This window comes from Rhodococcus sp. 15-725-2-2b (genome assembly GCF_002259075.1).
GTDB lineage: Bacteria > Actinomycetota > Actinomycetes > Mycobacteriales > Mycobacteriaceae > Rhodococcoides.
On record NZ_NPFL01000022.1, the window covers coordinates 179,298 to 191,625 of the forward strand.

The following is a 12,328-nucleotide window of genomic DNA, read 5'->3' on the forward strand; positions in this document are numbered from 1 at the left end:
CTGATTCACGATATCGAACGATATGGAACATCTCCCAGCCTGAAACACGAAATCTATAGACACACGGTTGGTCAGTCATCGGATTGCACGCCGCACCGGCGGTAGCCGACGTCACGCGCACCTCGCGGCGCACCTCTCAAGGAGAGGCTGTGTTCGACGAATTGTTGTGGTCTCACCAGCAAGTGACTTGCCTCATAACTTGGGAAATCCTAACCATTGACGACTTGGGGCGCTTCCTCTGTTCATTGGTCGCTGCACCTATTGATGTCGGCGCAGGTAAACGCACCCACATCGATTCTCGTGCCTTTGTCCACCCGCAGGCCACTGTGATCGGCAACGTCCAGATCGGCGCATACGCGTTGATCGGCCGGGCGCAGTTCTGCGCGGCGACCTGAGCACGATCGTCATAGGGGCGCGGACCTCCATCCAGGACGGACAGTTCTACACTGCACCGAAGAGTTGCCGACACACGTCGGTCACAACTGCGTAGTCGGACACAACGCCCGTCTCGAAGGCTGCATCGTCGAACCGCGCTGTTTGATCGTCTCGGGCTCGAAAACTCTGAACCCGGCCGTCTTGAGAACACATTCACTCGTCGCGTCGGGCGCACTGGTGACCGAGGTCTCCGAGGTACCCACTCGCAGTCTCGCCACGGGCGTGCCGGTGCGTATACATCCAGGCAAAGACTATTCCGCAACCATCGCCAGCGGAGTAGAACATTATATCGAGCTGGATCGTCGATAACCCACCGACATGGAACTCATTGATTACGTGCAGTGAGATCAGGGCGTCACATCCAAGGTCTGCGACCCGAACACCTTGTCCGCCGGAACTTTTCGAAATTCCGCGGCCCGGACGGGACACGCATGTAGCTTCCTTCTACCGTGCCGACATCGCCCGCCGGGCCTCGTTAGCAGGGGGAAGCCTTCCGGGTGCGCGGCGTACCGTATCGATCGCAGTTGTCACGACGGTATCGAGATCGGGTAACCCAGGACCGGTCGCCTGCAACCCATTGAGGACATCGCGGATGAGGACGTCGGCGATGTCCTCGATCGTCTGTCGCCCGGCAGGTCGATACCAGGTCCACGCGTAATTGCACATACCGAAGACATGCATGGCAGACAACAAGGGGTCCGACGTCCTCAGCTGCCCACTCTCGCAGCCACGAGCGATGATCTCGACCACCAGTCTGCGATAGGCGACCCGGCGTTCGCGGACGTGCTCGCTGAGTCCGCCTTCGACGAACCGGACGAACTCCCGCAAGAATGCCAGGCTTGCGGCACGATCGTCGCGGTGCGCTGCCAGCAGTGCGTAGATCACAGCGGCCAACTCGGTGACAGGATCATCGAGTTGGTCCTCGATGAAACTTGCCTCGGCGAACCTACGTTCGAAGTAGGCGGCATGTACCTCGCTGAGCATCTGCTCTTTGTTGGTGAAGTGGTGAACGATGGTGCCTTTGCTCAGACCGAGGACGCCCGCAACTTCGCTGAGACTGGTGTCGCTGTAACCACGTTCGGCAACCAGTTCGGCAAATACGAGAAGAATCGCATCACGTGAGCTTGCTCGCGCTGGTACACCGGCTGCCATGATCAGAATTCTATTCGACAGTGCCCGGTCGGTCGGTCAGTGCCGCGCGGTGCGCAGTCACCGACCCGTGAATTTTGGCTCGCGTTTAGCCATGAACGCGTCCACAGCTTCGACGTGATCCTCACTGAGGAACGTTGTGAGTTCGTATCCGGTGGATGCATCGAATGCAACGTTCAGCGAGTCTTTGACAAGCTTGTTCACGGACATCTTGGTATACCGCACAGCCATCGGCGCGGCAGCGGCCAACCGTCGAGCGAACGCCAGAGATGCTGCTTCGAGTTGATCGTCCGCCACCACATGGTTGATCAACCCGATGCGATGCGCATCGGCAGCCGTCAAGGGGTCACCGGTCATCAGAAATTCCTTTGCCCGTGCCGGACCGATCGCCATGGGCCACGCCACGACGCCGCCGTCGCCGGCGACGAGGCCTGCTCGCACATGCGGGTCCGCGATGTGTGCGGTTTCCGCCATGAAGATCACGTCACTGAATAGAGCAATGCTTGCCCCTAGACCCATGGCCGTACCGTTCACGGCGGTCACGATGGGTATCTCAACATCCAGAAGGTCCCAGATCATCTGTTTAGCGTCTCGGCCGAGTTCGAACAATCGTTGTGGGGTCCGGAGCGTCTTGAACCAGTTGAAGTCGCCTCCCGCCGAGAACGCTCGTCCTCGGCCTGTGAGAAGGACGGCCCTTGGCTCGGTCTGGTATTTGAGTTGCCGAAACAGCTGCGTGAGATCGCGGTGCAATGCGTCGTCGACGGTGTTGAGGGGGCTCTGCGGCCGATCGATGCACACTCTCAGGACATCTTCGTCGAGCGTGATGTCCAGGCATGTGAAATCACTTGATTGCATGTCTACCTCGTGTGTGGATGTTGTCGATCCGGGGAAGGGCCGTGTGTGCGGCGGGATTGGGAGTTCTGCGCTTCTGGTCATGAGGGAGTCGCCGGTCCAGTGTCAGTCGGGGCCCGACCGGATCGACAATGTGGCGTGCGGCCCGGTCCCGCAGCACCAGCGAAGGCTTGCGCGATTGCCATCCAGGCCCGAGCTGTCTCGCCCTCAACAGTCAGTGCCAGATCATCGAGGTGACGACGTTGTGTGACCGCGAGGCAAAAGTCCAGCGCGGGCCCGGACACGAGATCCGGTGCCTGCGGTGGCCCCCACGCCCACCTGCAAGCGTCCGGAGCGATCAGTTCTACACGAACCGGTGCGATCGGATCGGATCGACCGTGAAGGGCGAAACTGAAACTCCTAGTTCCGACGCCGAGATGGGCGATATGGTGCAGCCGAGTGCTACTACTCACAGTCATTCCCTGTGCATCGGCGACGTCGACTCCGTGTGCCCATGTCTCCATCAGACGAGCGGTCGCCGATGATGCGACACTCATGCTCGGCCCGTACCAGTTCAGCCGGTCGGATGCCGTCCTGCCGGAGAACGCTTCCAGCAATTGGGCTCGCGCATCGTCGAACCACGCGAGGAGACTCTCTCCGGATCGGTCTCGATAGCGTTGTGCGATGCGGTCCGGGTCTATTCCGTTGGCTCGGTCGAAGCGGTCCTTTTCCTCGAGAAAGCCAGAGGGGTCGGTCAAGGCCCGCACAGCGGCCGCGTCGAAATACGCTAGGTGTGACACCTGATCGGCGATGCTCCATCCCGCAGCGGGAGTCGCTGTCCGCCAGCCCTTCTCGTCCAGGTCGACGATCAAGTCTCGAAAACAAGAGGTTTCGTCGGCCAGATCGGCGAGAAGCGTCTGCATGTCCACGGGCACAGTGATCCTTTCGTTCGATGGGGACCTGCTGACGCACGGTGCGGTGCGGTGCGGGTCCAAGCCGCCCGATTTGCCGCGCTTGTACGCTTGAGCACTTTCATTGCAGGAGAGTCGTTGCAGCTCGAAGTGCTTCGGTACCGGGAAGATCGATGGTCAATCCTTCGGGGTCGGTCTCCGGATCTCCGCTGATTACGACGCCGTAGTCACGCGCGGCGCCGTCGATGGTGACGTAGCCATCGCGCACGTCGTCGCGCACCCGTTCGGGTTCGCGACTGAACGAGTCACCCCATCCCCCTCCACCATTGGTGAGGTAGCGAAATATCGCATTGGCCTGCGCCTGCCAAGATTGCTGTCTACCGAAGTACTGGTAGACACCGTTTCGGCTGTCTGCGGCCAACGTGTCGGGCGAGACGCGTCCGGAGACGACTGTCGAATCACGATAGACGCCTGTGTCGGTGCCGATCAGTTCGGTCGGTCGATCAGCACCGTCGAACAGCCAGATCGCGCCGGTGGAACCGTCTTGACCGCCTTGAACTCCGTGTCCACTGGGCGTTTTGAAGTGCAGCGGGTTGCACAGGTGTTCGGCGCCGGTTAGCCAGAGGGTGTCCTTACGTACCGCGGCTCCGCCGCGGTTGTATCCGCTGCCCGCAGTGTCGGCGACGTATTCCTTGCGGAGGATGACCGCCGGAACCTCGGCTTCGATCGCCTCGGTCGCCGGATCCATGTTGTTGGATATGTAGAACACGTTGTAGCTGTCAGCGTCGCCATCTCGCGTCGCTCCCCAAGGGCCGTGCTCGCCTCCGCATTGTGCAATATTGACCCACGGTTCGCCACTGTCGGTCACACCACCTGCGTTGTGCAGACTCAACGAGCAGTAGTCACCTCCGACAGCTCGGTCACCGACTGCGGGTTCGAGGGCTCGGAAGACTGCAAGGAGTACCGCTTGCGCTGCCTCGAAGTACATGAAGATCGCCCCGTCGGGGGGTGTGGCGCTGAGGAATGTCGCGGGCGGGATCACCAAATCGATGTTTCGGTAGGTGCCCGATGTGAACGGTGTGGATGGGTCGACGAGAAACTTCAACGCAACTCCGACTGCCATCTTCGCATCGATGGCACCACAATTGATGCTGGTTCGCGCCTGAGGTGAGCTGTCGCTGAAATCGAGTTCGACATTGTTCCCAGCTTTGACCACACGGACCTTGACTCGATATTCGCGGTCGTCGGCCACGGTGTCTGCGTCGATGCCGTCTTCGCCGGAGTAGATGCCGTCGGGCAACGCCCGCAGAGCCGAGGACATCGCTTCAGCCGATGTGTCGCAGGCGTAGTCGATCGCGCCACGCAACGCCGCGGATCCGTACCGGGCAATGCTGTCGTGAATGAGCCGCTCTCCAAGCCGGAGGTTCTGATAGATCGTCTTGATGTCCGGAAGAAGCAACGCCCCGAACCGTGCGTTGTCGAAGATGAGGTCGAATGCGGAGCGGATCGGTTGATCGTCGCGGTAAAGCAGACGCGGCGAGAGCACCATGCCGGTCTCGTAGGAGTTTCGCTTGGTGGAACTGAATCCACCGGGGACCGGGCCGCCCATATCAAGTTGGTGCGCTCTCAAGTTGACGAATGCGACGATCCGATCCTTGTGAAAGACCGGCCTGATGAAGCACACATCGTTGACGTGCGTGCCGGCACGGTAGGGATCATTGCCCACCAATACATCGCCGGGTCGAAGATTCTCAACACCGAACTCGATGACCGTGTTTCGCACTGCGTCAGCCATCGTTCCGAAGAACACGGCCATACTCTTGCTTACTGCGGGCATGGAGTAGTCGGTTTCGGGCGGTCCCGAAATCGTAGCCGCAAAGTCGTACCAGTCGCGCAAGATGATGGAAAATGCGTTGTGCAGCAGGCCCGTACACATGTGTTCGACGATGTAGCGCATTCGGTTCCCGAGGATGGAGGCGGTGAATCGATCGGTGCCATATCGTTGATCGAATGCCGCGTCGTCGAGGGTTTTGAGCGTCACCGGTTCGGTGGGGTGCGCGGTGATATCGAGTGTCATATCAGTGAACTCCTCAGTGACTCGGGGTGATTCGGATCTCGGCATGCTTTCCGACCGTCACGGTTTGGCCTGGTAGCACGAATGTGGTCGACAGCCGCTCTCTGATGACGGCGGGACCGGTGAAGGTGTCACCCGCCAGTAGTGACTCGCGCTGGTACTCACCCGCGTCGACTGTTTCTCCGGGCGACAGATGCGAAATCGTGATTGTGCGTACTGGAGGTGGGGTGGGGCCGACTCGGTCGGGTAGTTGTGGGTAGCTGACCTTCTCGGAGGGCACTACGACTTGAACGCGGAAGGTGACACCCTCGACGGGCAGCGCCTCGAACCGGTTGCCCGTGCGTTCTTGGTAGGTGTCGTGGAATCTGGTCACGATCGTGGCGATGGAGCCTTCGTGGATCTCTCCGCCGGGTACGTCGATGAACGGAGTCTCCCAGCTCTGTCCGATCAGACGCGCATCGAGGCTGCGCTTGATCTCGTAGGCTCGATCATTCGCCGATCCGAGCTGCGCGAGGAGATCGCGTTCGAGTTCGAGGTAGACGCGACGGACTTCGTCGGCTGCCTCGGGCGTCAGAACGGTATAGGCGCTGCGACTGTCGGCGTACACGAGGTCGGAGCTGACAAGTCCCAGCGCTGAGAACAGTCCCGGGTGCGGGGGGACGATGACATCTTTCGCCCGAACCACTTCCAGTGCAGCGGGCAGAAGCATCGGGCCTGCGGCGCCGAATGCGACGAGACTAAAATCTCGCGGGTCGACTCCATGGCTGATGGCGACGTTGGTGATTCCTTCGGCGATGTTGTTGACACCTATGTTGAACGCATAACTGATTCGCTGGTCGAGATTCAGTGGAGTGGGCAGATTTTCGAATGCCTCCAGTGACTTGCGCGGGTCCAGCTGCATGCGTCCACCGGCGAAACCGTCCGGGTCGAGAATCCCCATCAGCAGGCAGGTATCAGTCGTAGCCGGTATCGTTCCGCCCGCTCCGTAGCACGCGGGGCCGGGAACCGACCCTGCGCTGCCTGGGCCCACCTGGAGGTCACCCGAGGGCGTGACGGTGACCAAGCTTCCACCGCCGGCGCCGATGCTGCTGATTTCATTGGACAGGGTGTTGACCACCAGGTCGTGTTCGAGTTCGAAGGTGGTGTCCACGCGCGGCGCTCCTGCCGTCACGAGGCTGATGTCGCAGGATGTTCCACCGACGTCGGCACACAACAGTTCACTGTCTCCGGTCAATGATCCGAAGTGAGCGCTGGCAACCGTTCCGGCGGCCGGTCCGGCGAAGACGATTCGGTAGGGGTGGCGCATCGCGGCGTTCGATGCCACCAGCTGCGCGGCGCAGTCGGCGAAGTTCAGGTCACCCCCGAAGCCGAGATCTCGCAGCCCCTTATCGAGGCGTTCAGTATATGCGCCGTAGATCAATTGCATGAAGACATCCACCGTCGTGGTCGACGCTCGTGCATATTCCTTAGCCAGCGGAGAGACTTCACTCGAGATAGAACAGGGGATGTCTCCGAGTTCATCGTGAACAAGCTTTCGCACTCTGTTCTCATGTGCGGAATTGACGTACGCGTTGATCAGGCACACTGCCACACCCTCGACATTGCATCGAGCAAGTACTCTCAGTTGCTCTCGCACTTGAGCTTCATCCAGCTCTATGAGGGTGCTGCCGTCTGCGAGGAGCCGTTCTCGGACCCCCCGCCGCAGGTATCGGGGAACCAGCGGTCGAGCTGCATCGCCGAACGGCCGGCGCCAACTCGGATCGGTCAGACCCGATGCAGGCCGCCATCCTCGACCGGCGTCGAGTATGTCGATGTGCCCCTCGGTTGTCAGAAATGCGACCTTCGGGAGTTTTCGGGTGATGATCGCGTTCAGTCCGTGGGTTGAGGCATGGTTGAACACTGAAGCCGATGCCGCGCCGGCTTCGCGAGCGCCTTGTAGTACACCTTGTTCGGTCTGCGCCGCGGTCGCGACTTTCACTGTGGTGATCTCGTCACCCTCCACAGCCACTACATCCGTGAATGTGCCACCTACGTCGACACCGATCATTCTCATGTGTTGTTCCTCTACTGGATAGGGGGTGCAGCGGTCGCGTCTAGCGCAGTTTGAGATCGTGCGAGGTCAGGAAGACGGGCCCGAACAAGTGCCAGGGCTCGCGGTGTTCGCTGTTGAGACAGTCTTGGCACTTGATGACTACGAACCAGCCGCCTTCGGAGAGGACGGGGTAGCGTTGGAGAGACGTCGATGCGCACGCGCTGCACGTGCCCTCAACATCTTCCCGTGTCACGGTCGGGTTCTCTGATGTCATAATTTCTCCACTTCGGATTCGGGGGCACTAGCGCTAGCGGGACGGCGACGAGACAGCGCTTTGATGTTTCGGAGCTGAGCTTCTCGTAGCTGCGCTGGCTTCCTCACCATTGCTGGTGTCGACGAACAATTCCCGTAGTCGAAACTTGCGAATTTTCCCGGATGCCGTCGTCGGGAACTCGGAGACGACGCGAAAGTGCGTCGGGATCTTGTACTTGGCGATTTTGCCGTCGAGCCGTAGCCGGAGTTGCTGTTCGGTCAAGTGAACATTGTCGTCGAGTCGAACGAATGCGACGATCACCTCTCCGTAGTACGCGTCCGGTACGCCGACCACGGCCACGTCCGAGACTTCGGAGATATGTTGCCGCACAGCGGATTCTATATCCAACGGTGCAATATTCTCGCCGCCGCGAATGATCATGTCCTTGGCCCGGCCGGTGACAGTAACGTAGCCCTGTGAGTCGAGGAAGCCGATGTCCCCGCTTCGAAGCCAGTTCTCGTCGTCGATGGCGTGTGCTGTGGCCGCCTCGTCGTCTTGGTATCCGGCCATCAGGCCCCATCCACGGAACCGAATCTCACCGATCTCACCCATTGATCGGCGCCGCTGTCCCCCGATCTCGACCACGTCGACCTCTACACCCGGCAGGGGCCGACCGACGCTCGACAGTGCTCGCTCGATGGGATCGCTCGGTCCTGTTTGGATTGCCGGGCCAGCGAATTCGGTCATCCCGTAGGTATTGGCGATCCCGACGCCGTACGTCTCGATCCAATGCCGCGCAATTTGTTCAGGCACCAGCGATCCTCCTGTCAGTAAGGTTCGCAGGGTGGTGAACTTGCTAGCGTTGTCCGATGCATACTTGGCCAGCGAGATCATCATTGTCGGTACAGCGAGGACAGCAGTCGCATGTTCTGCGTCGATAGCCGCAGCGAGCTCGGCTGGTTTGAAGGTGGGCTGAAAGAGCTGAGTTCCGCGTGCAGCGAGAGTGGCGGCCATCGCTGTCACTGTGCCTCCGACGTGAAAAAATGGCATCGCGTGGAGGTATCGGCACCCGTCTTCGAGTTCCGCCCGATGGGCGGTGCATCTACCACCGTTGGCCAGAGACGAACTCCTCAGGCGTACGCCCTTGGGTGATCCTGTTGTCCCGGAGGTGAACTGGATTTGGATGACATCGGACGGCCTCGACGAGGCGAGAGCCTGTTCCCTCTCCGCACTATTCGTATGCTGCGCTCGCGCACGAAAAGCCTGCCAATCCATCTCGGCGTTGCCGGCGGGCTCGGCACCGATGGAAATGACGAACTGCAAGTCAGGTAGCGACCCACGTAGCGGCGTCGAAGTCGTGAGGTCGATGTGCGCCGTCGCACTGTCGGTAAAGCAGATCTGCGCGTGAGATTGTGCAAGAACGAGTGCGATTTCGTCCGCGGCGAATGCTGGATTCACCGGGGCAATTGCGGCACCGATCTGCGCACAAGCCAGGATCAACTGCACGAATTCGGGCCGATTTGCAGCGTAGTGTGCAATCACATCACCTCGCCGGATCCCCATCGACACGAGCGCACGAGCCGTGATGTCCACGTCGGCTTCCAGCTGCGCATACGTCCATCGCTGAGCGGTTCCTCCCTGGGGGAGATATACCATCGCTTCGCGGTCCGGGACTGCGCGTGCGGCATCGGCGAGCAGGTCGTCGAGTCCGAGATCTGCCGACACGTCGACCTGCGAATCTTGACACGACCAGTACGCGGTTACTCCCTCGAATGTCATGCCTCGCACCGGAACTCGCCAATATCGAGCAACATAATATCTGAGCCTCCCGTTGAGCGACACTGGGCCGTCCACTGTGAGCCGTGCGCGAATGCCGTTGCGACAATGTCGCAGAGCTGTATCGCGCCGATGTACCTCTTCAGGTCCGGCACACCATCGTGCTGTGGTGTGTGTCACTCAGCCTACTGACCGCCTGTACGGTCAGCAATAGATCGGCCGGATTTTCTATCAAGTTTCAGACAGGCAGGGTGCGACCTCGGCCCCGATTCATGAGCGGGCCCAGAAAAGACGGTGCCCCGCGATTACGTGATCGTGGGGCACCGTCTGTAGAGGGTCGGCAATTGCCGGTTAGTTATCTCAGGTGACATGTTTCGTCGTAGACCAGTGAGCACCCTGGATATGGTGGGGCCGCGCCGGCGGGAGCGTGCAGCGAGTGGTGCGAGGACGACGGCACTTAACAGTGCAAGCCCGTTGAAGGTGGGTTGGTCCAATCCGATGCGCCGGCCAGGGTCTTCTGCACGATCAGGTGACAGTTTCGGTCACGCGGCTCGACGTGCCGATGGTTGGGTGTGAGGTGCGTGCTTGTGGGTGACGCGTTCCCATGCCTTCGTCGCGTCGGGCCCGATAGCTCTGAGGAAGTCCTCGTCGGATTCGAGCGGCGGTAGGTGGGCGGCGAAGCGGCCGCCGAGTCGGCGCTCCTCATCATCGGCAACTGGCGTGATCTGATTACGGGATTGAAAACGATCGGCCGGTCTAACGAGGGCGCGCCTGGTCGGTAAGTAGCCGCTCGATTCCGCCGCCGAAATGCTGGCGAGCGCTGAACCATACGCGCGGAGAAGTGCGCGACTGACAGCGTCACGCCCTCTAGCCAGACGCCAGATCACAACGATGGTCAGCGAACTCGCGATCGTGATACACGTCGACCGGCCCCGCCAGTAGTGCAGAACCGGTCGCTTGCCGACGGACGAGCGATACTGATTGGACGCATAGTAAGCACATATTGAAAACACATGGCAAACGACAGGGGCCCGGAGGTCCGCAACTGTCCGCGACCACGAGCAACGATGTCGACGACCAATCCGCGCTAGACGACCGACGTTCGCCGGCGTGCTCGCACGCCCCGCCCTCGACGAATCGCACAGAAACCCGGGCTCGCGGATTGTCGTCCCAGGGTGAGTTGCAACAGTGCGGATATTCAGCGACAACTCGGTTACGCGGGGATCGAGTTGGGTCTCGATGAGGCTTGCCTCCGCGGAACCTACGTGTGAAGTACGCAACAGGTATACCGCTGAGCATCTGCACTCTCTTGATGGGGTGATGAACGATGGTGCCTACGGTCAGACCGAGGACGCCCGCTGTTCCACGGAGGCTAGTGCCGCTGAATCCTTGTTCGGTAGCGACAGTTCGATCGGGGTACTCCGCTCGCTCGCTCGCTCGCTCGAAAGAACGAGGACGAGCGAACGAGCGAACGTCAGTTGGCGGTGTCGAGAACTGGATCGCCGACTTGATCGGGGCCGAGTGCAATCGTTGCGATGACTCCGACGATGGCGGCTACTGCGGCGTAGATGCACACCGCGAGGACGCTTCCTGTTGCTTCGGTGAGGGCGGTCGAGATCAGCGGGGCGATCGCGCCGCCCAGTAGGACGCCGATCTGGAACGTGATGGAGGCAGCGCTGAATCGGACCTGTGGTGCGAACCTTTCGGCAACGAAGGTCGACAACGCTCCGTAGCTGACGCTGAACACCACCGCGTGCACGACGAAAGCGAGTGTGGTCAGAATCAGGCTTCCGGTGTTGATCGCTCCGAAGATCGGGAAGATCCAGATCGCGAGGAGCAGGAGGCCCCATTTGACCATTGGTTGTCGTCCAAAGCGTTCGGCGAGCATTCCAGCGAAGGGCAGCGCTACGACCATGACCAATGCCGAGGTCAGAAGGGCTACAAGCATTTCGTTGCGGGTCAGGTGGTCACTGCTTGTGGCGTAGGACAGCGAGTACGTGGTGATGCTGTAGAAGTACACGCCCGATCCCATGACCGCCAGGACTGTAAGGACGATCTGGCGCGGGTACTGCTTAATCGCTGCCAGTGCTGGGACCTTAACGCGGTCCTTGTCGTTGTCGATCTTTTCGAACGCAGGAGTCTCTTCGAGGTTGAGGCGGATGTACATGCCGACGGCGACGAGGACGGCACTGGCGATGAACGGAATGCGCCAACCCCAGGACAGGAACTGGTCCTCGGGGAGTTGCGAAACACCCAGGAAAGCAACAGTGGACAGGAACAGGCCAGCCGGGACGCCGACCTGCGGGAGACTACCGAATAGTGCACGCTTGCCCGGTGGGGCATGTTCGATGGCGGTCAGCACTGCCCCGCCCCATTCGCCGCCTACGCCGAATCCCTGAATCACGCGCAGGGTGACCAGAATGATCGGTGCCCAGACGCCGATCGATGCGTGGCTGGGTATCAATCCCATCAAGACGGTGGCGATGCCCATCATGGTCAGCGAGATCACGAGCATTTTCTTACGCCCGACGCGGTCACCGAAGTGACCGAAGATAACCCCGCCGAGGGGGCGTGCGGCAAATCCGACGGCGAAGGTGGAGAAGGAGAGTAGAACTGCTGCGGTCGGATCGGCCGAAGGAAAGAACAACGGCCCGAATACCGTAGCGGCTGCGGCACCGTAGAGCATGAAGTCGTACCATTCGATGGTGGTTCCGAGTAGAACCGACGCCGCTACTCTGCGCATCAGAGCGGGGTTTTCATGTGGCGCAGGGGTTTTCGGTTTGGTTCCTACCGGGTCGATGCTGTCTTTCATGTCGGGGCCTTTCTGTGGTCCGAAAACTAGTGCAGAGGGAGAGGGTGTACGCCAT

The 12,328-nt window shown here is 60.5% G+C and carries 8 protein-coding genes; 1 reads left to right on the forward strand and 7 read right to left on the reverse strand.

All coding sequences use genetic code 11. The annotated features are described in order from the left end of the window. The first annotated feature begins 149 nt into the window (after nt 1–149). Nucleotides 150–395: a hypothetical protein gene (locus CH306_RS29395; protein WP_218829695.1), complete on the forward strand. Its 246-nt coding sequence runs from the start codon at nt 150–152 to the stop codon at nt 393–395. Nucleotides 396–879: 484 nt separating this feature from the next. Here CH306_RS29395 and CH306_RS26635 read toward each other — a convergent pair whose 3' ends face one another. The 7 genes from CH306_RS26635 to CH306_RS26670 all read right to left on the reverse strand — a co-directional run bounded on the left by CH306_RS26635 (nt 880) and on the right by CH306_RS26670 (nt 12,273). Next, on the reverse strand, nt 880–1,587 hold the full coding sequence (locus CH306_RS26635) for a TetR/AcrR family transcriptional regulator (RefSeq protein WP_094648334.1): 708 nt from the start codon (nt 1,585–1,587) through the stop codon (nt 880–882). A 57-nt stretch (nt 1,588–1,644) separates the two neighbouring features. Beyond that, entirely contained in the window at nt 1,645–2,520 is an 876-nt protein-coding gene (locus CH306_RS26640; protein WP_306437710.1) for an enoyl-CoA hydratase/isomerase family protein, read from the reverse strand. After that, nucleotides 2,517–3,350, reverse strand: a complete 834-nt coding sequence (locus CH306_RS26645; RefSeq protein WP_094648336.1) for a TIGR03084 family metal-binding protein — start codon at nt 3,348–3,350, stop codon at nt 2,517–2,519. The genes CH306_RS26640 and CH306_RS26645 overlap by 4 nt, the downstream gene beginning before the upstream one ends. A gap of 97 nt (nt 3,351–3,447) precedes the next feature. After that, a complete protein-coding gene (locus tag CH306_RS26650) occupies nt 3,448–5,403 on the reverse strand; it encodes a hydantoinase B/oxoprolinase family protein (protein WP_094648337.1) in 1,956 nt (651 codons plus the stop codon). Between the two features lie 13 nt (nt 5,404–5,416). Next, entirely contained in the window at nt 5,417–7,453 is a 2,037-nt protein-coding gene (locus tag CH306_RS26655) for a hydantoinase/oxoprolinase family protein (protein ID WP_306437711.1), read from the reverse strand. Nucleotides 7,454–7,739: 286 nt separating this feature from the next. Continuing rightward, complete coding sequence (locus tag CH306_RS26665; protein WP_094648340.1) at nt 7,740–9,464, reverse strand: class I adenylate-forming enzyme family protein; 1,725 nt, start codon at nt 9,462–9,464, stop codon at nt 7,740–7,742. Nucleotides 9,465–10,935: 1,471 nt separating this feature from the next. Next, entirely contained in the window at nt 10,936–12,273 is a 1,338-nt protein-coding gene (locus CH306_RS26670) for an MFS transporter (protein ID WP_218829696.1), read from the reverse strand. Nucleotides 12,274–12,328: the final 55 nt, after the last annotated feature.